This window comes from Lentzea terrae, assembly GCF_003265345.1.
Taxonomy (GTDB): domain Bacteria; phylum Actinomycetota; class Actinomycetes; order Mycobacteriales; family Pseudonocardiaceae; genus Lentzea; species Lentzea terrae.
The window spans coordinates 19,115-44,252 of the sequence record NZ_QFWW01000020.1 but is presented as its reverse complement, the minus strand read 5'-3'; the positions used below and the strand labels follow the sequence as shown (position 1 = coordinate 44,252).

At 70.3% G+C, this 25,138-nt stretch carries 22 protein-coding genes; 11 read left to right on the top strand and 11 right to left on the bottom strand.

Annotated elements, in window-relative coordinates:
* Window positions 1-66 precede the first annotated feature (66 nt).
* On the top strand, window positions 67-963 hold the full coding sequence (locus tag DI276_RS22330) for an NmrA family NAD(P)-binding protein (protein ID WP_112266384.1): 897 nt from the start codon (window positions 67-69) through the stop codon (window positions 961-963).
* On the opposite strand, the gene DI276_RS22325 is transcribed toward DI276_RS22330, so the two are convergent.
* A complete protein-coding gene (locus DI276_RS22325; protein WP_112266382.1) occupies window positions 925-2,934 on the bottom strand; it encodes an ATP-dependent Clp protease ATP-binding subunit in 2,010 nt (669 codons plus the stop codon). The two genes, DI276_RS22330 and DI276_RS22325, sit on opposite strands and share 39 nt — an antisense overlap.
* Window positions 2,935-3,076: 142 nt before the next feature.
* On the opposite strand from DI276_RS22325, the gene DI276_RS22320 reads away from it, so the two are divergent.
* From DI276_RS22320 to DI276_RS22305, 4 genes are all read left to right on the top strand, one after another.
* Window positions 3,077-4,234, top strand: a complete 1,158-nt coding sequence (locus tag DI276_RS22320) for an NAD(P)/FAD-dependent oxidoreductase (RefSeq protein WP_198680819.1) — start codon at window positions 3,077-3,079, stop codon at window positions 4,232-4,234.
* A complete protein-coding gene (locus DI276_RS22315) occupies window positions 4,231-5,130 on the top strand; it encodes an RNA polymerase sigma-70 factor (protein WP_112266378.1) in 900 nt (299 codons plus the stop codon). The genes DI276_RS22320 and DI276_RS22315 overlap by 4 nt, the downstream gene beginning before the upstream one ends.
* A gap of 64 nt (window positions 5,131-5,194) precedes the next feature.
* Window positions 5,195-5,521: a hypothetical protein gene (locus DI276_RS22310; RefSeq protein ID WP_157984871.1), complete on the top strand. Its 327-nt coding sequence runs from the start codon at window positions 5,195-5,197 to the stop codon at window positions 5,519-5,521.
* Window positions 5,522-5,739: 218 nt separating this feature from the next.
* Window positions 5,740-6,219, top strand: a complete 480-nt coding sequence (locus DI276_RS22305; protein WP_112266374.1) for a carboxymuconolactone decarboxylase family protein — start codon at window positions 5,740-5,742, stop codon at window positions 6,217-6,219.
* Here DI276_RS22305 and DI276_RS22300 read toward each other — a convergent pair.
* From DI276_RS22300 to DI276_RS22275, 6 genes are all read right to left on the bottom strand, one after another.
* Window positions 6,202-6,996 (bottom strand): aminotransferase class IV, encoded by a 795-nt coding sequence (locus tag DI276_RS22300; protein ID WP_112266372.1) that lies wholly within the window; start codon window positions 6,994-6,996, stop codon window positions 6,202-6,204. The two genes, DI276_RS22305 and DI276_RS22300, sit on opposite strands and share 18 nt — an antisense overlap.
* Entirely contained in the window at window positions 6,997-8,181 is a 1,185-nt protein-coding gene (locus tag DI276_RS22295) for an FAD-dependent monooxygenase (RefSeq protein ID WP_232836833.1), read from the bottom strand.
* Entirely contained in the window at window positions 8,174-9,751 is a 1,578-nt protein-coding gene (locus tag DI276_RS22290) for a class I adenylate-forming enzyme family protein (protein ID WP_232836832.1), read from the bottom strand. The genes DI276_RS22295 and DI276_RS22290 overlap by 8 nt, the downstream gene beginning before the upstream one ends.
* A gap of 17 nt (window positions 9,752-9,768) precedes the next feature.
* Window positions 9,769-11,229: an AMP-binding protein gene (locus tag DI276_RS22285; protein WP_232836831.1), complete on the bottom strand. Its 1,461-nt coding sequence runs from the start codon at window positions 11,227-11,229 to the stop codon at window positions 9,769-9,771.
* Window positions 11,226-13,418: an aminodeoxychorismate synthase component I gene (gene pabB, locus DI276_RS22280; RefSeq protein ID WP_112266368.1), complete on the bottom strand. Its 2,193-nt coding sequence runs from the start codon at window positions 13,416-13,418 to the stop codon at window positions 11,226-11,228. Before pabB ends, DI276_RS22285 begins: the two co-directional genes overlap by 4 nt.
* Before the next feature lie 77 nt (window positions 13,419-13,495).
* Window positions 13,496-14,221 carry a hypothetical protein gene (locus tag DI276_RS22275; RefSeq protein ID WP_157984870.1) on the bottom strand — a complete coding sequence of 242 codons (726 nt, stop codon included), beginning with the start codon at window positions 14,219-14,221 and terminating at the stop codon, window positions 13,496-13,498.
* Between the two features lie 219 nt (window positions 14,222-14,440).
* On the opposite strand from DI276_RS22275, the gene DI276_RS22270 reads away from it, so the two are divergent.
* The 3 genes from DI276_RS22270 to DI276_RS22260 are packed head-to-tail and all read left to right on the top strand — an operon-like array spanning window position 14,441 to window position 18,866.
* On the top strand, window positions 14,441-16,291 hold the full coding sequence (locus DI276_RS22270; RefSeq protein ID WP_112266364.1) for an FAD/NAD(P)-binding protein: 1,851 nt from the start codon (window positions 14,441-14,443) through the stop codon (window positions 16,289-16,291).
* A gap of 50 nt (window positions 16,292-16,341) precedes the next feature.
* A complete protein-coding gene (locus DI276_RS22265; protein WP_232836830.1) occupies window positions 16,342-17,706 on the top strand; it encodes a class-II fumarase/aspartase family protein in 1,365 nt (454 codons plus the stop codon).
* The gene (locus DI276_RS22260; protein WP_112266362.1) at window positions 17,703-18,866 is read left to right on the top strand and encodes a 3-deoxy-7-phosphoheptulonate synthase; all 1,164 of its coding nucleotides are present in this window, start codon (window positions 17,703-17,705) and stop codon (window positions 18,864-18,866) included. The genes DI276_RS22265 and DI276_RS22260 overlap by 4 nt, the downstream gene beginning before the upstream one ends.
* Here the strand turns inward: DI276_RS22260 and DI276_RS22255 are convergent.
* Window positions 18,798-19,502: a FadR/GntR family transcriptional regulator gene (locus tag DI276_RS22255; RefSeq protein ID WP_232836829.1), complete on the bottom strand. Its 705-nt coding sequence runs from the start codon at window positions 19,500-19,502 to the stop codon at window positions 18,798-18,800. The two genes, DI276_RS22260 and DI276_RS22255, sit on opposite strands and share 69 nt — an antisense overlap.
* A 143-nt stretch (window positions 19,503-19,645) precedes the next feature.
* Here DI276_RS22255 and DI276_RS22250 point away from each other — a divergent pair, with 143 nt between their 5' ends.
* The 3 genes from DI276_RS22250 (at window position 19,646) to DI276_RS52275 (ending at window position 23,566) form a co-directional block, all read left to right on the top strand.
* Window positions 19,646-20,146: a gluconokinase gene (locus DI276_RS22250; protein ID WP_232836828.1), complete on the top strand. Its 501-nt coding sequence runs from the start codon at window positions 19,646-19,648 to the stop codon at window positions 20,144-20,146.
* Entirely contained in the window at window positions 20,143-21,501 is a 1,359-nt protein-coding gene (locus DI276_RS22245; protein WP_112266360.1) for a GntT/GntP/DsdX family permease, read from the top strand. The genes DI276_RS22250 and DI276_RS22245 overlap by 4 nt, the downstream gene beginning before the upstream one ends.
* 193 nt (window positions 21,502-21,694) lie before the next feature.
* Window positions 21,695-23,566 (top strand): S8 family serine peptidase, encoded by a 1,872-nt coding sequence (locus DI276_RS52275; protein ID WP_232836827.1) that lies wholly within the window; start codon window positions 21,695-21,697, stop codon window positions 23,564-23,566.
* Window positions 23,567-23,610: 44 nt separating this feature from the next.
* Here DI276_RS52275 and DI276_RS22235 read toward each other — a convergent pair whose 3' ends face one another.
* The 3 genes from DI276_RS22235 to DI276_RS22225 are packed head-to-tail and all read right to left on the bottom strand — an operon-like array spanning window position 23,611 to window position 25,069.
* Window positions 23,611-23,829: a hypothetical protein gene (locus tag DI276_RS22235; RefSeq protein WP_112266356.1), complete on the bottom strand. Its 219-nt coding sequence runs from the start codon at window positions 23,827-23,829 to the stop codon at window positions 23,611-23,613.
* The gene (locus tag DI276_RS22230; RefSeq protein WP_112266354.1) at window positions 23,826-24,755 is read right to left on the bottom strand and encodes a WXG100 family type VII secretion target; all 930 of its coding nucleotides are present in this window, start codon (window positions 24,753-24,755) and stop codon (window positions 23,826-23,828) included. The genes DI276_RS22235 and DI276_RS22230 overlap by 4 nt, the downstream gene beginning before the upstream one ends.
* Window positions 24,752-25,069 (bottom strand): WXG100 family type VII secretion target, encoded by a 318-nt coding sequence (locus tag DI276_RS22225; protein ID WP_157984869.1) that lies wholly within the window; start codon window positions 25,067-25,069, stop codon window positions 24,752-24,754. Before DI276_RS22225 ends, DI276_RS22230 begins: the two co-directional genes overlap by 4 nt.
* Window positions 25,070-25,138 lie beyond the last annotated feature (69 nt).

Genomic DNA, 25,138 nt, shown 5'->3' with positions numbered 1-25,138 from the left:
TTGATATCGCCGATTCGAATCAGTGGTAGCGTTTTGGTGAACCACTGATTCGCGCTGGAGGAAGCCATGATCATCGTTACCGGAGCGACCGGCAGGCTCGGTCAGCAGATCGTCGAGCAGTTGCTCGCCCACGTTCCCGCTGAGACCGCGGGCGTCAGCGTGCGCGACCCGGCCAAGGCAGCGGTGTTCGCCGCTCGTGGCGTTCGCGTCCGCGCTGGCGACTTCACCGACCCGGCGTCGCTGGACCACGCCTTCGAGGGCGCCGACCAGGTGCTCGTCGTGTCGGCGGCGATCCGCGGACCACAGGCCGCCGGAGCCAACCGGGCCGCGATCGACGCCGCCGTCCGAGCAGGCGCCGCGCGCGTGCTCTACACCAGCCACCAGGTGGCCTCGCCCGACTCGCTGTTCGCTCCCGGCCGGCAGCACGCGGCGACCGAGCAGCACCTCGCCCAGCAGGGCATCGCGTACACGGCGCTGCGGCACGGCTTCTACGCGAGCACCTTCGAGCACTACGTGCCGGCCGCCCTGCGCACCGGCGAGCTCCGGCTCCCGGAGGACGGCCCGGTCTCGTGGACCGCGCACGCCGACCTCGTGGCGGCCGACGTGCTCGCCCTGACCCGTCCCGGCGCGCTCGACGGCGTGACACCGCCGCTGACCGCCGCTGAGATGCTCGATTTCGCTGATGTGGCAGGGATTTTGAGCGAACTCACCGGGCGGACGATCACACGTGTCGTCGTGGCCGACGAGGAGTGGAAGGCATCGGTCACCGCCGCGGGCATGCCGGAGGCGGCGGCCGAGTTCACGCTCGGCATGTTCCGGGCGGCGCGTGCCGGTCAGTTCGCGGTGACCGATCCGGCGCTGGAACGGCTGCTCGGGAGGCCGTCGATCCCAGCCCGCGCCGTGCTCCAGGAACTCGTGCACACCTCAGGACGGTTGATCGGTGACGGTCAGCGCCAGTCCTGAGTCGGTGACCGTGACGACGGCGTGCTGCCCGCTGCGCAGCTCACCGGCCAGCAACGCACGTGACAGCCGCCGGTCGAGCTCGCGAGCGATGGTGCGGCGCAACGGCCGGGCCCCGTACTCGGGCACGTAACCGCGCGACGCGAGCCAGTCGACGGCCTGCTCGTCCACCTCCAGCGTGATGTCCTGCTCACGCAGCCGTTGGCGGGTGCGTTCGAGCAACAGCGCGGTGATCTGCCGCAGCTGTTCGGAGGTCAGCCCGCGGAACAGGATGATCTCGTCGAGGCGGTTGAGGAACTCCGGCCGGAAGTACCGGCGGACCGTGGCCATCAGCGGCTCCCGCAGCTGTTCGACCGGCACGCCCGAGGTGGCCGCGGCGAGCAGCTGGTCGGCGCCGATGTTGCTGGTCATGATGATCACGGTGTTGGCGAAGTCGGCGGTGCGTCCCTGGGAGTCGGTGAGCCGGCCCGCGTCGAGCACCTGCAGCAGGGTGTTGAAGACGTCGGTGTGCGCCTTCTCGATCTCGTCCAGCAGCAGCACCGAGTACGGCACGCGCCGGACCGCGCCGGTGAGCTGGCCGGCGTCCTCGTAGCCGACGTACCCCGGTGGCGCGCCGACCAGCCGCGTGACCGTGTGCTGCTGGGAGAACTCGCTCATGTCGAACCGGATCAGCCGGTCCGGCGAACCGAAGAGCGCCTCGGCCAGCGCGCGGGCGACCTCGGTCTTGCCCACCCCGGTCGGGCCGAGGAACAGGAACGAGCCGACGGGGCGGTGCGGGTGCTTGAGGCCCGCCCGGCCCTGGCGGACCGCGTCGGCGACGGCTTCGACGGCCTCGTCCTGGCCCACGATCCGTTGGTGCAGATGGTCTTCCAGGTGCAGCAACCGGTGCCGCTCGGCCTCGGTGAGCTGGGCGACCGGGATGCCGGTGCTGCGCGACACGACCTCGGCGACGTCGTTCGGCCCGACCTCGGGTGCGTTGGCCAGCGCGACGCGCGCGGCCTCCAGTTCGGCGACCGCCTGCTCCAGCTCGTCGTCGAGAAAAGCCGCGTCCTCGCCCAGCGCGGTGGCCCGGTCCCGTTTCAGCCGCCACACCCGCTGCTCGAGCTGCGCGGGATCCGGTGGCATCGGGGACTTCTCGCGCAACCGCACGCGTGCGCCCGCGCGGTCCACCAGGTCGACGGCCTTGTCCGGCAGGAAGCGGTCGGTGACGTAGCGGGCCGACAGCTCGACGGCGGACACGATCGCCTCGTCGGTGATCCGCACGCCGTGGTGCTTCTCGTACCGGGCGCGCAGGCCGCGCAGGATGGCGATCGCCTCGTCCGCCGACGGTTCGGCGACCAGGATCGGCTGGAACCGCCGCTCCAGCGCGGCGTCCTTCGCGACGTGCCGCCGGTAGTCCTCGACCGTGGTGGCGCCGATGACCTGGATCCGTCCGGTGGCGAGCGCGGGTTTGAGCATGTTCGCGGCGTCCATCGGCGCGCCCTCGGCACTGCCCGCGCCGACCAGGGTGTGCAGCTCGTCGATGAACAGGACCACCATCCGGTTCGTCGCGGCCACCTCCTCGACGACGCTCTGCAGCCGTTCCTCGAACTCGCCCCGGTACTTCGCCCCGGCGACCATGCCCGCGAGGTCCAGCGAGACCAGCCGCCTGCCGCGCAACGTGGCGGGCACGTCGTCGCTCGCGATCCGCGCCGCGATGCCTTCGACGATCGCGGTCTTGCCCACGCCCGGATCACCGATCAGGACGGGGTTGTTCTTGGTGCGCCGCGACAACACCTCGAGGACCTCGTCGATCACCTCCTCCCGGCCGATCACCGGGTCGAGCAGGCCGTCCCTGGCCGCTGCGGTGAGGTCGCGCCCGAAGTGGTCGGTCCGCCGCGTCGCCGACTGGGTCTGGCCCAGGCCGCCGAACAGCTTTCCGACGAGGTCCTCCCACGAGTTGGACCCGAAGCCGAACACCCAGTCGTCACCCACCGCCGGCCACCTCCGATCGGTCGTAGGCCTCTGCCGTCGATCCTCCGCCTCATCGCGCTGTGACGCCCATCACGCGATGTCACCTTCGTGTGCCCGAGGCCCGTCACGTGGTCGTCATCAGGTCGAAGAAGGGACAACGACGGTGCACAGGATCGTGATTCTCGGCGCGGGATATGCGGGCGTGATGACCGCGGTGATCACGGCGGCGCGCACCAAGCGCCGGCAGGACGTGCAAATCACTCTCGTCAACGCGACCGAGCGGTTCACCGAGCGGCTGCGGTTGCACCAGACCGCGTCCGGGCAGCAGGTCGCCGACCTGCGCGTCCCGGAGCTGCTGGCGGGCACCGGTGTGGAGTTCGTGTGCGGCTGGGTCACCGGCATCGACGCGGCCGCGCGCACCGTCCGCGTCGACGACGAACAGGTGCTGGCGTACGACACGCTGGTCTACGCCTTGGGCGGCGTGGCTGACACGGCGACGGTCGCCGGCGTCGACGACCACGCCTACACCCTCAACAGCAGCCACGACGCCGAGCTGCTGGCGCTGCGCCTGGCCGGCCAGGGCACCCGCGCGGTCGCCGTGTGCGGCAGCGGGCTGACCGGTGTGGAGGCGGCGGCCGAGATCGCCGAACAGCACCCGGAGCTGGAGGTCGTGCTGCTCGGCAGGCAGGAGCCCGGTGCCACGATGGGACCGAAGGCCAAGACGTACCTGGAGGCTTCGTTGCAACGCCTCGGCGTTCAGGTGCGCAGTGGTGTCGAGATCAGCAAGGTGCTGCCGGACTCCGTCGAGCTGGAGGGCGGGGAGAGTGTGGCGGCCGACGTCGTGCTGTGGACCAGCGGGGTGCGGGTGTCGCCCCTCGCGGCCGCGGCCGGTCTGGAGGTCGACGACCACGGCCGCATCGTCACCGATGCCACGTTGCGGTCGGTGTCCCACCCGGAGATCTACGCGGTCGGCGACGCGGCCTTGATCCAGCAGGGCTACGGCGCCATGCACGGCACCTGCCAGAGCGGCATGCCCACCGGTGTGCACGCCGCGGTGTCGATCACCCGCGAGCTGCGCGGCAAGCAGCCCAAGCCGTTCCGGTTCGGCTACTACCACACCCCGGTCAGCCTGGGCCGGCACGACGCGGTGGTGCAGTTCACCAAGCCGGACAGCAGCCCAAGGCCGTTTCTCCTGACCGGTCGCAAGGCGGTCTGGTACAAGGAAACGGTGACTTCCTCGCCGTGGCCGACCTACCGCAGGCTGTTGACGATGCCCCGCATGGGCTCGGTCTGGCCGCGTGGCGGCCGGTTCACCCGATGAGCGAGGTCTTCGGCGAGTACCGCAACCTGCTGTTCTCGGTGGCCTACCGGATTCTCGGCACCGCGGCCGACGCCGAGGACGCGGTGCAGGACGCCTGGTTGAAGTGGTCGGCGGCCGACCGCTCGCAGGTGGCCGACCCCAAGGCGTACCTGGTGCGGATCGTGTCGAACGTGGCGATGGACCGGTTGCGCTCAGCCCAGGTCCGGCGGGAGACCTACGTCGGCCCGTGGTTGCCGGAGCCGATCCTGACCAGCCTCGGCACCGCCGAGTCCAGTGCGTCCACTGTGGACTCGCTGGACTCGGTGTCGATGGCGGTGCTCGTGGTGCTGGAAACCTTGAGCCCGCTCGAGCGCGCGGTGTTCGTCCTGAAGGAGGCGTTCGGCTTCAGCTACGGCGAAATCGCCGACGCGGTGGAACGTTCCGAGGCGTCGGTGCGTCAGGCGGCCCACCGCGCCCGCGAGCACGTGCAGGCCCGGCGGCCGCGCTTCCACGCCGACCGCACGCGGCAGCGCGAGGTCACCGAACGGTTCTTCGCGGCGGCGACCGGCGGTGACATCAACACCCTGATGCAGTTGCTCGCGCCGGACGTGACGCTGTGGACCGACGGTGGGGGCAAGGTGCGCCAGGCCATGCGCCCGATCATCGGCGCGGACAAGGTGGCCACCTGGTTCGCGGCCATCGGCACCCGGCCCTATCAGGGCGTCGAGATCGCCGACATGAGCGTCGAACTGGTGGAGCTCAACGGCGGCGTGGGCGTCGTGTTCGCCGGCGCGGGGCGGGTGATCGCCACCCTCACACTCGACCTCGACGACACCGGCCACATCGCCGCCATCCACAACGTCGCCAACCCGGACAAGCTCGGCGCCGTCACGGGTGGGGTCGTCTGGCGGCTGTGAGGTTGGGGGCGGCCGGCGTCCGCGACAGTCGCTCGGTGTCGAGGGCTCGTTCGACCGCTTCAGCATGGTCGCGCCGGACGTGCACGCCCAGCTCGACATCGACCTGAGCCCAGTCGTCGAGAAGTTCGACCAGCCGCTCTTCCCGTTGTGCACGTGGGGGTTCATGTCGAACCCGAACGACGTCTGCAGTGGACTGCACTGCCACGTGTTCGACGTGAACAAGCGGACGAACGCCGAGTTCCAGGTGCAGATCGGCCCGACCCCGGTCGTGCAGGTCGAGGTCTCCGCGCTCGGGCCAGGGGAGTGGTGCTCGGCATGGTGCCGGCGGCGTGGCGAAGCTGGAGTCCCCCGAGCTCGATCGGCCCCGACTCGGTCAACGGACGTGCGGTGACCGGCTGGACCGAGTACCGGGCGAAGGTGTAGTACCTGCAGGACTCGAACGGCGCGGCCGAGGCGGTGTGCGCCGAGCCCGCTACCGCGCCGTTCCGCCACGAGCCTCGTCAGCCCGGTTTCCGCGCAGCACCGCGAGCGCTGTGTCCACAATGGAAACAACGCGGAATTCTGTTGTGCGGCAACGAAAAGCGCTCGAAAGTCGGCTAGTGTGGACGCATGTCGACCATCACTAGCGAGCCGAGGGTGAACCTGAAGTCGGTCACCCCGGACGTGTCCGCCGCGATGCGGGCGCTGCACGTCGCCGCGGCGGACAACGCGGCGCGGGCCGGGTTGCCCGCCCCACTGCTGGAGCTGCTGCGGCTGCGCGTCTCACAGATCAACGGGTGCGAGTTCTGCATGGACCTCCACGCCCGCGACGCGCGGTCCGGCGGCGAGTCGGCGCAACGGCTCGACGCGCTGTTCGCCTGGCCCGCGTCCGCGCTGTTCGACCAGCGGGAGAAGGCCGCGTTCGCACTGGCGGAGGCGATCACGTTCGTGCACGACGGCCGGGTGCCGGACGAGGTGTACCGGGCCGCCGTCGCGGAGTTCGGCGAGGACGGGACCGCCGCGCTCATCTGGGTCTGCACCGTCATCAACGCCTACAACCGCATCGCGGTGAGCACCCGCATGGTGCCCCCGTCACCGAAGGCCGGCTGACTTGGCGAGCGGGTCGAGCGGTGTGCGCAGCCGTTCGACCCGCTCCCGCCACACCGCGAAGTGCCTGCCGCTGCCCAGGGCGACGCCGGATTCGGTCACACTCGTGACCAGGCCGACGCCGCTGCGTGAAGTGACGCCGGGTCCAGCCAAACCGGTGACCAGGCGGATGCCGTGCAAAGCGTTGAGCAGCCACACCTCCCGGCCGGCCAGCTCGTCGACCCGGCGGGCACCTCGCGCGATCGGGATGCCCCGTGCGGTGGCGAGGTCCAGCACCAGCCCGGCGGTCGTGCCCGGCAGTGCGGGAATCTCCTCCGGCGGTGCGCACAGGACGTCGTCCTCCCACCACAGCACCGACGAGCTCGCGGCTTCGACCACGATGCCGTCCGCGGTCCGCAGCAGCGCTTCCTGAGCGTCGTGCCGTTCCGCCTCGGCCCGCAACCGGCCCAGCGCCTCGAGGTCCGGCCCCTTGCGCGCCGGACTGCGCCGGTGATCAGGCGCGTCCGGCACCCACACGCGCACGTGTTCGCCGCGTGGGGGTGCCGGACGGATCTGCAGTCGCAACGACGGCGGATCGCCCGCGAGCTCGACCCGCGGGAACCACGCGCCCGTGCGGGGCAGGGCGGAGATCGTCTCGCGCCAGAACCGGTCGAGCTCCAGCGGTGTCACGCCGCCGACCTCCAGACAGGACTCGGTGAACCTGCGGATGTGCCGGTCCAGCGACCGCACCGATCCGTCCAGCACCAGCCAGGAGTCGGCCACCAGCAGCTCGCCCGCCATTCAGTGCCTCACCACGGCGCGTGGCCCGTAAGGCGCGTGTTCCAGCCACTCGCCGAACCGGGGAACCACGGGTGCCAGCCGGGCCGCCGCGCCGCGTCGCAGCCGGGCCGCCGTGCTGGGTGGCCGCAGGTGCCGCAGGGCCGCGCCCGCAGCAGCGCTGTTGACCTGTGCCGCCGCTCGTCTCGCCGTGGCGAACCGGGTGACGGCCTCGGCGTTGGCCACGGGCGCCCCGCGTCCGACGGCGATGGCCTCCGCTGCGGCCTGGGCGTCGGCGAAGCCGCTGTTCATGCCACGGGCGCCGAAGGGCGGGAACAGGTGCGCTGCCTCGCCCACGAGCAGAACCCGGTGGTGCGGGTCGGTGAAGTCGTCGGCGATCAGCTGCAGGAACCGGTAGACGGAGATCGCCGTGATGCGCTCGGACGGCGTCGGTCCGATCAACGCGGGCAGCCACCGGCACACCTCTTCCGGTGCTGCGAAGCCCTCCGGTGCGTCTCCTGCCCGGCTCTGCACGTCGACCTGGAAGCCGCCCGCGTAAGGCACGAGGAGCACGCTGCGACCGCCCGCGGCGGGATGCTCGTAGTGCATCACCCGCTCCAGGTCCGGGGCGTCGGCGATGTCGACGACCACGTGGAACCCTTCTGCGGCCGATCCGTCCAAAGTGGAACCCGTGCACTTGCGCACGGTCGACCTGGCGCCGTCGGCTCCCACGACGTGACTTCCAGACCAGGTCGTGCCATCAGCCGTGGCCACGGTGACGCCGGCGGAGTGCGCGACGATCTCGGTGACGGGGTGGTTCCACCGCACCTCGACGCCCGCGCTTTCGCAGGCGTGCAACAGGATGCGCTCGGTCTCGCTTTGCCGCAGGCTGGTGAACGGGGGCAGGCCGCGAGCGGGGTCGTGCGGCGGGAACTCCCGCGCGTACACCTGCCGCCCGCGGTACAGGGTGCGGCGGACGTTCCAGAGCACGCCCCGCGCCGCGAGCTCCGCGCCCAGTCCCCGGCTGATGGATTCCAGCAGCGCCAACGACTTCCCGTGCACGTAGAGAGCTCGGCTGCCGGTGCGCTGCCGGTCGGCGGGGTCGGCTTCGAGCAGGACGACGGGCACCCGGTGAGCGCGCAGGGCCAGCGCGGCGCAGAGCCCGACCGGCCCGGCCCCCACGACGATCACCGGTGCCTCGTCAGCCACGGGCCACCGCGCGGTCACCGGTGGCGATCAGCTGCGCGAGCGCAACTCGCTTGATCTTCCACGTGGACGTCCTGGGCAGGTCGTCGAACGCCCATTGCCGCGGTGCGTCCATGGCGGGCAGGTCAGCCGTTGCACGCCGCCAGCGTGCCGGTTCCAGCGGCGCGCCGCTGCGGGTGCAGATCACGGGCACCGCGACGCCGTCCGCGCCGGGCACCACGACGATCTCGCGCAGCTCGTCGAGCCGGGACATCAGCACGTCCTCGATCCGGAGGTTGCTGTCCACGTCGTCGATCTGGTCGATCTCGCGGTCGATCAGGTGCAGGCCGCCCCACCAGCTGCGGGTGCCCATGTCGCCCATGCGCCACCAGGTGCCGTTGAGCTGTGCGTCGTACCGGTCCTGAGCGCCCTGGTAGGTGACGATCCGCCCGCGGGTGCGTGCCTCGATGTGCCCGACCGTGCCGCGCGGCACCGGGGTGCCGGCGTCGTTGGTGATCCTGACCTTGGTGAAGCCGGGGATGCCGATGCCCACCAGGCGTCCGTTGCCGCGTGCCGCACCACGTTCGGTGAACATGCGCACGGCCACCGGTCCGGTCTCGCTCTGTCCGTAGAGCTGCATGAGGTACTTGCCGCGTCGGTGTGACGCGGCAAGCAACCGCTGCACGGTGCGCGGGTGGATGGCGTCGAAGGTGCTGCCGAAGCAGCGGACGTTCTTCAACGGTGCACCAGGGGCGTCCGCGAGGTCTTCCCACAGCACGAACGTGTTGGGGTGCGTCTCCACCACGCCCGGCTGCCACCGGGCCAGCAACGGGCCGACCGACGCGGGGTCGTGGTCGGTGAGCAGGAGCAGGCGGCTGCCGCCGGACAGGAACGTGCCGAGCGCGTGGTAGAAGCGCGAGTGGACGAACGACATGCAGAAGGCCGCCGTCTCCCCGCGCACGGGCAGAGCCATGACCTTCTGCGGCACCAACCGGTTCCACAACGCGCGGGCGCAGTGCACGGCCAGCTTGGGCACGTCGGTCGTGCCCGAGCTGTGCGTGATCATCGCGGGCTCGTCGGGGTGCAGCCGGACCAGCTTGGCGCGTCCGGTCACCTCCAGGCCGCTGAGCGCGACGGCACCGGGAAAGACTCCGCTGACGAGGACGCGCTTGCTGGTGAGCTTCGCGATGTCGGTGTGCGCGGCGAGCCGTTCCAAGGTCGCCTCGTCCGTCACCAGCAGCGGCCGGTCGAGCCGGCCGAGCAGGATCGAGGCCGCGGTGGCGTCCAGGCCGGGGGAGAGCAGGACGGGCACGGCGCCGATGCGGGACGCGGCACAGCCGAGCAACGCGATGTCCACGTTGTCGCGCTTGTGGATCGCGACGTGACTCGCGGGCCTGACCCCGGCGGACCACAGCTGGTCCGCGAGCCGGTCGACCAGGTCGGCGAGTGAGCGGTAGCTGTGCTGCAGGCCGGTGTCGGGAGCCACGTCCAGCGGACGGTCCAGGACGACCGGTACGGCACCGTGGCGCATCGCGGCCTCGCGGAACATCTGGCCGATGTAGAAACCGCTGGCGCCGAACAGTTTTTGCTGCACTTGGGAAACTCCTTCGGTTACCAGGATCCGGTGCGCACGACGTGGCGGCGCAACTTGCCGGTGGCGGTCCTCGGCAGCTGCCGCACGAGCCGCACGGTGCGCGGGACCTTGAAAGCGGGCAGCCGGGACCTGGTCCAGGTGATCAGTTCGTCCTCCAGCCCCGGCGAGTGCTGTGCGGGCACGACGAACGCCCGCAGCCGGGACGCGTGCTGGTCGAGCACCGCGGCGACGGCGGCCTCGCGCACCAGTGGATGCGCGGCCAGCACGCGCTCGATCTCCAGCGGGGAGAGGGAGATCCCGCCGACCATCTCCATGTCGTCGGTCCGGCCGAGATGGCTCAGCGTGCCGTCGGGGTTCTGCCGCACCCGGTCGTGGGTCGTCAGCCAGCCGTCGACGAGCGTGCGCCGGGTGAGGTCGGGCTGGTTGTGGTAGTGGGAGAACAGCGTCGGGCCCTGCACCCACAGTTCGCCCTCCTGCGCCGGCAGGCCGTGCGCGTCACGCACCTGCACTTCCCAGCCGGGTACGGGCCGGCCGAGCGTGCCGGGGGTGTTGTGGCCGATCCCGTTGGCGCAGAACGCATGTCCGGCCTCGGTCGATCCGATCTGTTCCAGCACCTCGAGGTTGAGGTCGTCGCGCAGCAGTTCGCCGAGCGGTTCCGGCATCGGTTCGCCGGCGGACACAGCGGCTCTCAAGGACGACAACGCTTTGTTGGTGTTCGCCAGGGCCGCATAGGAGGAGGGCACGGAGTACAGCAGGTTCACCCGGTGCCGGGCGACCAGGTCGACGATCTCCGCAGCACCGGGCCGGTGCGGCGTGAGGACCGCGGAGGAACCGGAGTGCAACGGGAACACCAACGCGTTGCCGAACCCGTACGCCCAGAACATCTTCGACACCGAAAGCGCGACGTCGCCGAGGCCGATGCGCAGGACGTCACGTCCGACCGACGTGCCGTACAAGGCGAGATCCTTGTGCGTGTGGACGGCACCTTTCGGGTTGCCCGTGGTGCCCGACGTGTACTGGATGTAGAGCGGGCTCGCCGGGGTGACGTTGGCGGCAGGTCCGGCCGCGGTCGTCCAGGCCAGATCCAGCAGGTGTTCGACGTCCATCCAGTCGTGGCCGGCGAAGTGTTCCTCCAGCGCCGCGTCCGTCACACAGGTGCGGGCGACGCTGTCCGCGAGCAGGAGCCGGTGGTCGGCCGCCGTGAGCTCCGGGTTCACCAGGACGGCCACCGCACCCAGCCGCGTGATCGCCAGGAACGCGACGACCCACGCGGCACCGTCCGGCGCGGCGAGCAGCACGTGGTCACCCCTGGTGATGCCGCGGTCGTGCAGCACGCCTGCGGCCCTTGCGGCGAGGTCGTGGATCTGGCCGTGCGTCCACACCTCGTCGCCCACGAAGTAGGCGGGGCGGGACGACCAGCCGGCCCGGTCGGCGTGCGTCGCCAGTGCGAGGGCCGCGTTGTGGGCTCGGCTCATCATCCCGCCTCGACCTCCGCACCGATCACGGCGGTGCGCCGACGGCGACGCGCGTGCCGGCCTCGCCGATGTACGCGCGGTTCGGCGGACAGCACAGCGGCCGGGCGGTGCGCACCCGAGCTCCAGTACGCCCGCATCGGCGCGGCCAGCTTGAGCAGCATCTCCTGGTACTCGCCGTCCGGGTCGGAGTCCAGCACGACCGCGCCGCCGGCACCGATCCGCACCCGTCCGGCGGCGAACACCGCGGTCCGGATGACGATGCTCAGGTCAGCGGATCCGTTGCAGCTCAAGAACCCCAGTGCACCGGAGTACACGCCGCGCGCGCCCGGCTCCAGCTCGTCGATGATCTCCATCGTGCGTTCCTTGGGCGCTCCGGTCATCGATCCGCCGGGGAAACACGCCTGCACGCAGTCCAGCGCGTCGAGTTCCGGCCTCAGCGCGCCCCGCACCGTCGACACGAGCTGGTGCACGGTTCGGTACGTGCGAGTGCCCATCAGCTCCGGCACTTCCACGGTGCCGACCTCGCACACGCGCCCCAGGTCGTTGCGCAGCAGGTCGACGATCATCAGGTTCTCGGCGCGCGTCTTCGGGTCCGAGGCCAGCCCGTCGCGCAGGGCGGCGTCCTCTTCGGGGGTCGTGCCGCGGGCGGCCGTGCCCTTGATCGGCTCGGCCTGCACGACACCGTCGGCGCCGACCCGGAGGAACCGCTCCGGCGACGAACTGGCCACGTCGACCTCGCCGAAGCGCAGGTAGGCGGAGTACGGCGCAGGGTTGACCCGACGCAGCACCCGGTAGTAGTCGGCGGACGCGCACGTCGCGGGCAGTTCGACCGCGGTGGTCAGGCAGATCTCGTAGCTCTCGCCCGCGCGCAGTTGTTCCTGGCAGGACTCGACATCCGCGCGGTAGTCGTCGGACGAGCGCAGCAGCCACCGTTCGGTGATCTCCACAGCGTCGTCCTCCTGCGGCCACGACCGGACGGGCGGCGCCTCGTGCGAGGACAGCGAGGCGAGGAAGGCGAGCGTGGCGTCGAGCCAACCGGCGGCCTCGTCGTGGGCCGAGCGCGTGTCCTCGGCCAGACACAACAGATGTGCCGTGTGTTCCTGGTGGTCGATGACGATCACACGGTCGGCGAACAGCCAGGCCGCGTCCGGAGTGTTGCTGCGGTGGGCGGCCCGGCCACCGAGCGAAGCCTTGAGCTCGTAGCCGAAGTACCCGACCCAGCCGCAGGTGAAGTCGAACGGCAGGTCCGGCTCGGGATGTGCGCGGTCGGCCAGACCTTGCCGGAGGTAGGCGAAGATGTCGTCGCGCAGTCTGGCCGGCGGCCGGCCCGCGCGTTCCACGGTCACCACGCCCGCCCGCACGTCGTAGCTGCAGTACTCGGCGAGCGGACCGGTGTCGTCGCCCAGGTAGGAGAACCGCGCCCCGCGCTCGCCCGCACCGGCGCCGTCGAGCCAGAACGCCCGCTCCGACGCGGAGTGCAGCTCCGCGAACACCTGCTCGGGATCGACGATGCCGTGGTGGACGGCGGTGTGCAGCCGATGGCCGGTCTGGCGGCTCCGTGTCACGATCTCGTTGTCCGCCAAGGGTTTTCTGCTTATGGTGACGGACGGTCGCGCTGCTGCGGAGAGTTCGCGGAAGTTGGCCAGCAGCCGGGTGCCCCACTCGGTGAGGATCGACTCTGGGTGGAACTGCACTCCCCACTGCGGCCGGGTCCGGTGCCGCAGCGCCATCAGCACGCCGTCCTCCGCCCACGCGGTGGCCTCCAGGCCGGGCGGCAGCGGTTCGGGCAGGTACAACGAGTGGTAGCGCACCGCCGTGAACCCCTGCGGAATGCCCTCGAACAGGTCGCTGCCGACGTGCGTGACCGCCGTCGGGTGGCCGTGCCGGGCCTGTGGTGCCAACGCGACCCGCGCACCCGCCTGGAACCCGAGCCCCTGGTGGCCGAGGCACACGCCGAGCACCGGCAGCACGTCCTGGTCCAGGAACCTGGTCGACCCGGCGAGGTCCCTGGACCGGCCGGGTCGACCGGGACCTGGGGAGATCACCACGTTGTCCACCTCGCCGAACGACAACCTGGCGAGCTCCGGATCGTCGTTGCTGAGCACGAGGGGGTCTTCCCCGTTCACGCTCGCGACGAGGTGGAACAGGTTGTAGGTGTACGAGTCGTGGTTGTCGATCAGAAGGGTCCGCACTGAATACGCTCCGGTGCTCGGGGGTCGGCGGCACGCTGGGGGAAGGTCGCCGGGGCGGCGTGCTGCGACCGCGCTGCTCAGGGTGGTGGTGGCCGGAGGCCGGGGGAGGTCGAGGTCGAGGTGGGGGCGTTGACGGCGGCAGACAGGACGGGCTGGTCGCGTCGGCCGGCCTGGTCGCGCCGGTTGGCCTGGTCGCGTCGGGTGGCCTGGTCGGTGGCACGAGCGGGCGCCGGCACGGGGACGGGAGCTGCCGCGGGCGCCGGTGCGGGGGCGGGCGCAGGGCCCTTGCGCAGCCACGGGCCGAGCACCTTCATCACCTGCGGCATCAGCACCCAGGTCATCAGCCCCGTCACGCAGACGCACAGGATCAACGTGCGCGCCAGCAGCGGCAGCCCGGTCACCCGCGGGATGACGGTGACGTTGACCAGCAGCACCGCGGGGAACACGCCGATCAACGTCACCAGCGCGGTCTTCCACCGCGGCGGCGGGCTCGGCGGTCCCGATGGTGCCTGGGCGGGTCGCGGCGGCGCTTCGACGCGGGTGGCGAAGCGTCCGACGTACTCGCGCCACGTGGCGTGCGACCGCGAACGGCCCCACTCGGCGGCACTCTCCGCGCTGTCGAACCAGCAGATGACCAGCCAGGTCGCCGAATCGCCCGATGCTTTCTCCAATCTGCCGTCGAGATAGCCCTGTGATCTGGATGCCGCGCTGAGTAGTCCCTTTACCGACGTCGAGAAACTCGCCATCCGTCCGGGCATCACCCGGTGTGTGCTGATGACGACGCCCTCTTTTTCGTCGGACATCGGGCCGAATGCCTCCTTTTGCGCGGCGACTGCTCCGTTCGGCGTGACGGAAAAGCGCGTATACGGATTCATACGGCCGTACGCAGAGGCGGGTTCAACCGAACTTGTGAGCGCTAACTTCACGTCGAACTAACATCGGCCAGCGGAGTATCGGCGGCTCGCCGGTATTGGAAGTTGGGTAAATCCATTTTGGATAAACACAGTTTGGCTGTAATCGGGATGGGTCCGAGAGGTCTGTCCGTGATTGAAAGAATGTGCGCTAATTGGTCGCCGGTCGTTCTTGGTGACGAACTCGTGGTGCATGTGGTGGATCCTGCGGAACACGGTTGTGGAGCTGTCTGGAACACTCGTCAGTCGAGTGATTTCCTGATGAACACGGTGTGTTCGCAGGTCACGGTTTTCGCTGATGAGAGCGTGCCCATGGAGGGTCCGGTGCGCCGCGGCCCGTCGCTTTACGAGTGGTCGAGATCGGTGGCCTCCACCGCGAGCCTCGTCGACGGGAACGACGCGATCCGGAGCGAGGCCAGGCGCCTCGGACCCGACTCCTACGCCACCCGCGCGTTCTACGGGCATTACCTCGTGTGGGCGCTGCGAGAGATAGTCCGAACCGCACCGGTCGGGGTGCGGATCGTCCACCACCGGCAGCGCGCGGTCGAGGTGACTGACGACGCGGTCCGGCTGGCCGACGGGCAGGTGTTGAGCTCTCTTGCCGCGGTCGTGCTGGCGCAAGGGCACCTGCCGTCCCGCCCTGGTGCCCGCGAGCGCTCGTTCAGCGAGTTCGCCGCAGCTCACGGGCTGCGGTACGTGCGGCCGGGCAACCCCGCCGACGCGGACCTGACCGCGATCGAGCCGGGCGAACCCACGTTGCTGCTGGGGCTCGGCCTGAACTTCTTCGACCACCTGGCCGCGCTGACCACCGGCAGAGGCGGACGGTTCGCGCGTCGCGACGGCGTGCTCGGCTACCACCCGTCCGGTCTTGAGCCCCAGTTGTACGCGGGGTCGCGGCGAGGCGTACCGCTGCACGCGAGAGGGGAGAACCAGAAAGGCGCACACGGCCGTCACCGACCCGCGGTGCTGACCGAAGACGTCGTGCAGACGTTGCGGTCCGCGCCGGTCGACTTCCGCGCCCACCTGTGGCCGTTGATCGCGAAGGAGGTCGAGACCGTCTACTACGCGACCTCGCTGGCCGCACGCCTCGAACCTCTTGAGGTGGCCAGGTTCTCCGCGCGGTACCGATCGAGCACGGACGGCGAGGCGGTGCTGGACGAGTACGGCATCACCCAGCGCTGGGACTGGACGCGGCTCGAACACCCCGTGGACCGGTTCGACTCACTGGCGGACTTCCGCCCCTGGCTGCTGACCTACCTGCGCGAGGACGTCGCCAGGGCGGCCGAGGGCAACGTGCGCGGCCCGGTCAAGGCGGCGCTCGACGTCCTGCGCGACCTGCGCAACGAGATCCGCGCGGTGGTGGACCACGGCGGCCTCGACGGCCGTTCCCACCGCGACGACCTGGAACGCTGGTTCAGCCCGCTCAACGCGTTCCTGTCCATCGGCCCTCCCGCACGACGGATCGAGGAACTGGCGGCGCTGATCTCCGCCGGCGTGCTGGACGTCCTGGGCCCGGGCACCCGAGCCGAACCCGACCACGCCGCGGGCACCTTCGTCGCGCTCGCCGACCTGATGCCGCACCCGCTGCCCGTCCGCACGGTGATCGACGCGCGCATGCCGGCGCCCGACGTCCGCACCACCGACGACGAACTGCTCCGCCGCCTGCTTTCGACGGGCCGATGCCGACCGCACCGGGTCCCGGACGGCGAGGGCGGCGTGCTGGAGACGGGCGGACTGGACGTGACTCCCCGGCCGGCCAGGGTGATCGCCGCCGACGGAGTGCCTCACCAGGGGCTCTACGCGCTGGGCGTGCCGACCGAGTCGGTGCACTGGGTGACCGCGGTGGGCATCCGGCCTTGCTCGGCGTCGGCGACCGTGGGTGACGCGGACGCCATCGCGCGGGCCGTGCTCGGTCCGCGGTGCGTGCCGGCGAAGTCGAGGGTGGAGATGTCCGTTGTGTGACCCGGGACGAGCGCATCGCCTGCCCGCGAAGTCCAGGATGGAGATACCCCTTGCGTGACACAGGATTGCTGTCACCGGTGCGCGCCACGACCCCGGTGGAGGCGCTCACCTCCGACGAGGCGTGGCTGCGGGCCATGTGCGCGGCCGAGGCCGGACTGGCCCGCGCTCAGGCCAGGGTCGGCACCGTTCCCGCGGCCGCCGCCCAGGTGATCACCGAGGTCGCCGCGGACGGGAGCCTCGACATCGCCGCGATCGCCGCGCGGTCGCGGGGCGCGGCGAATCCGGTTGTGGCCGTGGTCGAGGAGTTGACGGCACGCGTGGCTGCCGTGGACCCGGTTGCCGCCGAGTACGTTCACCGCGGCTCCACCAGTCAGGACGTGCTGGACACGGCGTGTTGCCTGGTCATCACGCAGGCGGTCGTCCACATCAGACAGGACCTCGCCAAGGTGTGCGCCGCGCTGGAGGACCTGGCTGACGAACATCGCCAAACGGTCATGGCGGGCCGGACGCTCACTCAGCATGCGGTGCCGACGACGTTCGGGCTGAAGGCGGCCGGGTGGCTGCACCTGACGCGGACCGTGGACGTCCGGGCGCGGCACCTCACCCAGCGCGGTCTGCCCGTGCAGATCGGCGGGGCGGCCGGAACCATGGCGGCCTACCTGGAGCACGCGCGCATGCACTTCGGCCGGCTGCCCGCCGACTACGCCGCGAGCCTGATCACCGCCTACGCCGACGAGACGGGGTTGGCCGAGCCCGTGGTGCCGTGGCACGTGCTGCGCACGCCGATCGTCGACACCGCCGGGTGGTGCGCGTTGCTCACCGGGGCGCTCGGGAAGATCGCGGTCGACGTGCAGTCGTTGTGCCGCACCGAGATCGGCGAGCTCAGCGAGCAGACCGCCGCAGGCAAAGGGGTCTCGTCCGCGATGCCGCAGAAGCAGAACCCCAGTCTCGCCACGCTCATCCGGTCCGCGGCGCTGCAGGTGCCGGGCCTCGCATCAAGCCTCGCCCACTGCATGCTCGCCGAGGACGAGCGGCCGGGCGGCACGTGGCACGCGGAGTGGCAACCGCTCCGGGAGTGTCTGCGGCTGGCGGGTGGCGCCGCGCACACGGCGGTGGAACTGGTCACCGGTCTGCGCGTGCACGCCGAGCGGATGCGGGCCAACCTGGAGATCACCCGAGGGGCGATCGTGGCCGAACGGCTGTCCGCGCAACTGACTCCGCACCTCGGAAAGACGGCGGCGATGCGTGCGGTCGCGATGGCCGCCGGACGTGGCGAAGACCTCGCCGAAGCGTTGGCACAGGAGACGGACGTGCTGGACGCGGCGACGCTGAAGAGCCTGTGCGACCCCACGGATTATCTCGGCGCGGCCGACGAACTGGTGCAGCGCGTCCTGCACGCAGGGAGCACCGGATGACGGCGGCACGGACATTCACCAAACGTGCCACGCACCAGCCCGACTGGCCCGACTCCTGCGAGCTCACCCGTGCCAGGCAACAACTCGCGAGCGCCCCGCCGCTCACCTCGCCGAAGGACATTCGCGTGCTGAAGCGCGCGCTCGCCGAAGTCGCCGCGGGCAAGGCGTACGTCTTGCAGGGCGGTGACTGCGCCGAACCGTTCGGCATAGCAGCCCGCCGAGGCGCACGCGCCAAAGACGCCGTCCTCGGCGCGCTGTCGAAGCAGATCAGGCACGCGCCCGTGGTCGTGATCGGCCGACTGGCCGGCCAGTTCGCCAAACCGCGCTCCGAACCGACGGAAGTGATCGACGGCCGAACCATGCCGACCTTCCGCGGACTAGCGGTGAACGGCCCGGAACCCGTTGCAGTCCAACGGATCCCGAACGCCCGGCGGATGATCACCGCCTATCACACGGCCCGCGCGGTGCTGGCGGAGTTGGACAACGGCATGTGGGTCAGCCACGAGGCCTTGCTGCTGGACTACGAGGAGCCCCTCATCAGAACCGAGGGAAGCACCAGGTATCTCGCGTCCACCCACCTCCCGTGGATCGGCGAGCGCACCCGAGACGTCGACGGCGCGCACGTCGAATTCCTCACGAACATCGCCAACCCGGTCGCCTGCAAGATCGGTCCGGCGGCCACCCCCGAAGAAGTCGTCGCCCTGTGCGCGCGACTCGACCCGCAACGGGAACCGGGCAGGCTGACGTTGATCAGCCGGCTCGGCACGCACGACGTCCGCACCTTGTTGCCTCCCTTGGTGCGCGCGGTCCGAGCAGCGGGCCACCCGGTCGTCTGGATGTGCGATCCCATGCACGCCAACACGAGGATCACCAGCACCGGCCTCAAGACCCGGCATCTCCAGGACATCACCGGCGAGGCGGTGGCGTTCCACGAGACTCTGCGCGAGCTGGGTCAGTGGCCGGGAGGCCTGCACCTCGAACTCGCGGGGGAGGACGTGACGGAGTGCGTTGGCGCAAACGTGCCGGACGAGAACGCGCTCGTGCGCCGCTACACGTCGCTGTGCGACCCGCGGCTCAACAACGAGCAGGCGTCAGTCGTGGTTGAGAGCCTCGGTCGCCTCGGTGATGATCTCGCGCATCGCGGTCTCGGCCGCGGCTGAGTCGCCGGTCCGGATGGCCTGCGCGACGTCGGCGTGCAGCCGGATGGCGACCGGGTTCGGGGTGTGCGGCATCAGGCCGTGGTGGGTGCGCCCTATGAGCACCTCATCGGTCACGCCGGACAGCGCCGCGAGCATCTCGTTGCCCGACGCGGCCAGCAACGTCCGGTGGAACACCAGGTCGGCCTGGAGGTAGGCCTCCAGGTCGCCGGTCTTGCCGTGCACGGCCATGTCCATCACCGCGCCGGTCATCACGCCGCACTGTTCCGGCGTGGCCCGTTGCGCGGCCAACGCCGCGGCCACCGGTTCGACGCCCGCGCGCAGCTCGCCCAGTGAGGTCAGCTGCGCCTGCCGGCCGGGACCGTCCAGCCGCCACCGGATGATGCGCGGGTCCAGCACGTTCCAGGCCGCCTGCTCGGCCACGGTCACCCCGACCCGCCGACGCGTGGTCAGCATGCCCATGGACTCGAGCACGCGCACGGCCTCGCGGATCACCGAGCGGCCGACCTCGTAGCGCTGGGCCAGCTCCTCGATGCGCAGCACCTCGCCCGCGGGGATCTCGCCCGAGCTCAGCTGGGTGCCCAGATGATCAAGGACGGTCTCGTGCAGACCACGTTTGAGCTGCTCTTCGGCCACCACGAGCGCGAATCATCCCATGATTGCCCACCTGTGGCCACATGACCGATTAAGACCTGACGAATAACGGACGAGGCTTGTAAAAAGCAGATTATTAACCCAGGATGTTGCGCACTAAGCAGCGTTAGCACCCCAACGGAGGGGCCGTGCCGCAACTCATCGCCGTCATGGGCGTGTCCGGATCCGGCAAGACGACCGTGGGCGCCGCCCTGGCCCAACGGCTGCGCGTCCCGTTCGGCGACGCCGACGACTTCCACCCGCAGGTCAACATCGACAAGATGGCGGCCGGCATCCCGCTCGACGACGCTGACCGCGCCCCGTGGCTGGCGGAGATCGGGACCTGGCTCGCCACGCACGCGGCCACCGGTGGCGTGGTCAGCTGCTCGGCGCTCAAGCGCGAGTACCGCGACCGGCTGCGCGCCGCCGCGCCTGCGACGCGGTTCGTGCACCTCGCCGGCGACCAGGGCGTGGTGCGCTCGCGCGTCGCCCGGCGACCAGGGCACTTCATGCCCGCCAGCCTGGTCGCCACCCAGTACGCCGCACTCGAACCGCTCGATCCCGACGAGCACGGGATCGCGATCGACCTGGACCAGCCCGTCGACTCGATCGTCGAGGCCTACCTGCACGCCGCCGTGGAGGAACTGTGAACATCGCACTCGCCGCCGTCTCCAGCGGACGGCTGATCCCGGCCGCACTGGTCGGCATCGCGTTGCTGGTCCTGCTGATCACCCGGTTCCGGGTGCACCCGTTCCTCGGGCTGACGATCTCCTCGCTGCTCGTCGCGATGATCGCGGGCCTGCCCATGGACGCGACGATCGCGTCGTTCGCCAAGGGTTTCGGCGACACCGCCGCCGGTGTGGGCACCCTGATCGCGCTCGGCGCCATGTTCGGCAAGCTGCTGGCCGACTCCGGTGGCGCGGACTCCATTGTGGACACGATCATCGGTCGGTCCAGCACGCGCTCCCTGCCGTGGGCCATGGCCGCGGTCGGCGCGCTGATCGGCCTGCCGATGTTCTTCGAGATCGGCCTGGTGCTGATCATGCCGGTGATCCTGCTGGTCTCCCGCCGGTCCGGGGTGTCGTTGATCCGCCTGGGCATCCCGGCGCTGGCCGGTCTGTCGGCGATGCACGGCCTGGTGCCGCCGCACCCCGGCCCGCTGGTCGCGGTCACCGCACTGAAGGCCGACCTCGGCATCACCCTCGGCCTGGGCGTGCTGATCGCCCTGCCCACCATCGCCATCGCGGGCCCGCTGTTCGCCCGCTTCGCCGCCCGCTGGGTCGACGTACCCGCGCCTGACCTGTTCGACACCGAGACGCGCGAGGACACCGAACGGCCGCGCCCGACGTTCGCCGTCACGCTCGCCACCGTGCTGCTGCCCGTGGTGCTGATGATGGGCAAGGCGCTGGCCGACATCTTCCTGGCCAAGGGCAACACCGTGCGCACCGTGCTGGACTTCCTCGGCGCACCGCTGATCGCCCTGCTCCTCGCCGTGATCGTCGCGATGTTCACCCTCGGCCGCGGCGCGAAGATGGACCTCAAAGCCGTTGCCAAGTCCATTGAGGACGGTCTGCCGCCCATCGCCGGCATCCTGCTGATCGTCGCCGCCGGCGGTGGCTTCAAGCAGACGCTGATCGACACCGGGATCGGCAAGCTGATCGCCGACTGGGTGGCCGGCAGCGGCATGTCGGTGCTGCTGCTCGCGTGGCTCGTCGCGGTGCTCATCCGCCTGGCGACCGGCTCGGCGACCGTCGCCACCGTCACCGCGTCCGGCATCCTCGCCCCGCTGGTGACCACCCTGTCGCCCGGCGAGACCTCGCTGCTGGTGCTGGCGATCGGTGCCGGTTCGCTGTTCTTCTCCCACGTCAACGACGCCGGTTTCTGGTTGGTGAAGGGCTACTTCGGGCTCACCGTGGGGCAGAACATCAAGACCTGGTCGATCATGGAGACGATCCTGGCCGTGACCGGACTGATCTTCACGCTCTTGCTCGACCTCGTGATCTGACCAGCGGGCGGCCTGCTGGTCCCGACGGAGTCATTTGGGCCGATACCCGCTTTTCCCGGTTACGAAACCTCTCCTGCGACGACCTCCTCGTCGGGCGCACCGTGCGCCTGCACAAGGCTTGTCTCGGATGAGAGGGGCGTTTGTGAACACCTCGGGCAGACGCGCCATACGGCGTGCGCTTGTAGGGATCGTGGTGGCCGCGGCGGGGCTGTCGACCGCCGTGGCACCGGCTTCAGCGGCAGAAGGGGTCTTCGTCGCCGCACCGGCGGGGACGGCGATCGCGGACCAGTACGTGGTCGTCCTGCGCAACGGCGTGGCGGCGACCAGCGCGGGCTCGCTGGCCAAGCAGTACAACGGCAAGGTGATCGCGAGCTGGCAGCACGCGTTGCAGGGCTTCGCGGTCAACGCCAACGCGGCCAACGCCAAGGCGCTGGCCCGTGATCCACGGGTCGCGGCGGTGTACCAGGACGGCGTCGTCAAGGCGGACGCCGTCCAGGTCAACCCGCCGTCGTGGGGCCTGGACCGGATCGACCAGCGGAACCTCCCGCTGGACCAGCGCTACCACTACGGGCCGACCGCGGCAGGCGTGCACGCCTACGTGATCGACACCGGCATCCGGGTGTCCCACACGACGTTCGGCGGACGCGCGAGCTGGGGCACCAACACCACAGGAGATGGCAACAACACCGACTGCCACGGCCACGGCACGCACGTGGCGGGCACCATCGGTGGCGCGGAGCACGGCGTGGCGAAGGCGGTGCGACTGGTCGCCGTCAAGGTGCTGAACTGCGGCGGCAGCGGCAGCTTCGCCGGTGTGATCAGCGGAGTGGACTGGGTGACCGCCAACGCGGTCAAGCCGGCGGTGGCGAACATGAGCCTGGGCGGTGGCGCGTTCGACCCGCTGGACACCGCAGTCCGCAACTCGATCGCGTCCGGCATCACCTACGCCGTGGCCTCGGCCAACGCCAACACCGACGCCTGCCAGACGTCGCCGGCCAGGGTCGCGCAGGCCCTGACGGTGAACGCCACCGGCACCGACGACGCCAGGGCGTCGTTCTCGAACTTCGGTGGCTGCACCGACCTGTTCGCACCTGGCGTCGGCATCACGTCGTCCTGGAGCACCAGCGACACGGCGACCAACTCGATCAGCGGCACGTCGATGGCCACCCCGCACGTGGCCGGTGTCGCAGCCCTGTACCTGCAACGGCATCCGGCGGCCCCGGCCGCGCGAGTGCACGACGCCATCGTTCGCAACTCGACGCCCGGCGTGGTCGGCAACCCCGGCGCCGGCTCACCGAACCGGCTGCTGTACTCGCTGTTCACCCAGTGGGGACCGGAAGGCGACTACAACGGTGACGGCACAACGGACCTGACGGTCTGGCGGCCGTGGGAGGGCAACTGGTACGTGCGTGGCATCAGCACCACGCCGTGGGGCATCGGCGCGGACATCCCGGTTCCTGGCGACTACAACGGTGATGGCGTGACGGACTTCGCGGTGTGGCGTCCTTCCGAGGGCAACTGGTACGTGCGCGGCATCGGCACGGTCCAGTGGGGAGTTGGCGGCGACATCCCGGTTCCCGGTGACTACAACGGTGATGGTGTAACGGACTTCGCCGTGTGGCGGCCGTCCGAGGGCAACTGGTACGTCCGTGGCATCAGCACGACGCCGTGGGGCGTTGGCGGCGACATCCCCGTCGCGGCTGACTACAACGGCGACGGCACAACGGATCTCGCGGTGTGGCGGCCCTCCGAAGGCAACTGGTACGTGCGTGGGATCAGCACGACCCAGTGGGGCGTTGGCGGTGACATCCCTGTCGTGGGCGACTACAACGGTGACGCCGTCGCGGATCTCGCGGTGTGGCGGCCGTCCGAGGGCAACTGGTACGTGCGCGGCATCAGCACCACACAGTGGGGAGTCGGCGGGGACATCCCGGTTCCCGGTGACTACAACGGTGATGGCGTGACCGACCTCGCCGTGTGGCGGCCGTGGGAAGGAAACTGGTACGTGCGCGGCCAGTTCACCACACCGTGGGGCGTCGGGGGTGACATCCCGCTCGCCTCGTAACCGTCAGGCGTGATCGCCCGGCTGGTCCGCGACCAGCCGGGCGATCACCAACTGTCTTCGAGGCGAACCTCGTAGCCGTCGTCTTCCGCAGGCTGACGGCGAACAGGCCGGCGCGCGGGGCGTTCCGCGCGTTGCTCCGGCGCGCGTCCTTGCGCGGCAAGCACTGTCGCCTGTTCCCGCAACGCCGCGAACGACCGCATCCCGTGCTGGGTCGCGTCGGCGATGCGGGCGCGGAAGCGGGCCAGGTCGGCGTCGTCGATCACGCGCCCATGTCCTGCTTCAGCTTGCGGAACATCTCCGCGCCGGTGTGCTTCCCCAGCAGGTCGAGCACGGCCTGGTAGTTCTCGGACATCGTCGCCTTCACGCCCTCTGTCGCGGTGTACCAGAGGTTGATCAGCACCGGGATCGGGCTGACCTGGTTCAGCGACTCCTTCATCGCGGTGTTGATGTCCTGCTCGTGGTTGGCGCCGTCCCACTCCCAGCCGTACCAGCGGTACCACTTCTCGGTGAGGATCTTGTTGGTGGCGTATGCGGACGCCATGGCCCGGCGGCCGTACTCGCTGATGTCGTACCCGAGGGGGATCTCGGCGATCTGGGCTTGGCCAGGTTCCTCGGCGTGACAGGTGAACCCGCACAACGGGATCGCGCCGATCGTCGAGCCGTCGACGCGGTGGATCTCGTGCGTCTTGGGCACGCTCTTGAACTCGAAGAGGTCCTCGCAGAACCTGCGGTAGCCGTTCTCGCCGCCGTAGAGCTCGCGCGACCTGTGCATGGCCTCCTCGACCGCCTTCGCCGCGTGCTGCAGCGAGGCGCTGTACTCGCTCAGGTGGGCGACCAGTTGCTTGGCCCGGCCCTGGAAGGCTTCCGCCGCGTCACCCTCCCAGGAGTCCTGGATCTTGTCCGCTCCCTCCCGCACGCAGCGGGCGATGTCGGCCAGACCGGCTGCCAGCCCCGACAGCCGGGCGGCCTCGCGTTCGATCTTGCCCCAGTGGACGCCCCAGATCTCCTTGCGCTTCTCGCCGGGCGTCGGGTTCAGCTTCAGCTGCAGCTTCTCGTCGTACTCCGGCAGCAGCCGGTCGACGCCGTGATCCAGCGGCTGCCCGATCTCGTCCGAGCACTCGCCCGTGCCACTGGCGTCGAGCAACGTTCGCTTCATCTCGTCGACGGCGTCGGGCTCGGTGAACTTCATGCCGTGACCCCCGTACCGGGCTGTTGGACGGCGTCCAGCCGCACGCGCGAGGTGTCGTCGGTGTTCGACATGTGCTCGGCCGACTCGGTCATCGTGTCGCGCATGTGCTCGAGCACGTCGGCGAGGTCGCCGAGGTCGAGCTCGATCCGCTCGAACTGCCGCACGAACTCCGTGCCCTCGTCGTGCCAGGACTCGCCGAACTCGGCCCCGCTCAGCTCCGGTTTCATCATGTCCGAACGGATCGTCTCGATCTGCTCGCGGGCCGCCTCGAACACGTCGGCGAAGGCGGCGATGGCGTCCTTGTCGTACTTCACGGGACCGAGCATGCCAGCGGACGGCAAAGCCCACCTGCGCTTTGCCGCCATTCGCACGTTGGCAAATAC

What these genes read in the sequence shown, in the direction of transcription:
- DI276_RS22330 (WP_112266384.1), top strand. Translation starts at nt 67, where the DNA reads ATGATCATCGTTACCGGAGCGACCGGCAGGCTCGGTCAGCAGATCGTC.
- DI276_RS22315 (WP_112266378.1), top strand. Translation starts at nt 4,231, where the DNA reads ATGAGCGAGGTCTTCGGCGAGTACCGCAACCTGCTGTTCTCGGTGGCC.
- DI276_RS22310 (WP_157984871.1), top strand. Translation starts at nt 5,195, where the DNA reads ATGGTCGCGCCGGACGTGCACGCCCAGCTCGACATCGACCTGAGCCCA.
- DI276_RS22305 (WP_112266374.1), top strand. Translation starts at nt 5,740, where the DNA reads ATGTCGACCATCACTAGCGAGCCGAGGGTGAACCTGAAGTCGGTCACC.
- DI276_RS22300 (WP_112266372.1), bottom strand. Translation starts at nt 6,996, where the DNA reads ATGGCGGGCGAGCTGCTGGTGGCCGACTCCTGGCTGGTGCTGGACGGA.
- DI276_RS22285 (WP_232836831.1), bottom strand. Translation starts at nt 11,229, where the DNA reads ATGATGAGCCGAGCCCACAACGCGGCCCTCGCACTGGCGACGCACGCC.
- DI276_RS22275 (WP_157984870.1), bottom strand. Translation starts at nt 14,221, where the DNA reads ATGTCCGACGAAAAAGAGGGCGTCGTCATCAGCACACACCGGGTGATG.
- DI276_RS22270 (WP_112266364.1), top strand. Translation starts at nt 14,441, where the DNA reads ATGGGTCCGAGAGGTCTGTCCGTGATTGAAAGAATGTGCGCTAATTGG.
- DI276_RS22260 (WP_112266362.1), top strand. Translation starts at nt 17,703, where the DNA reads ATGACGGCGGCACGGACATTCACCAAACGTGCCACGCACCAGCCCGAC.
- DI276_RS22230 (WP_112266354.1), bottom strand. Translation starts at nt 24,755, where the DNA reads ATGAAGTTCACCGAGCCCGACGCCGTCGACGAGATGAAGCGAACGTTG.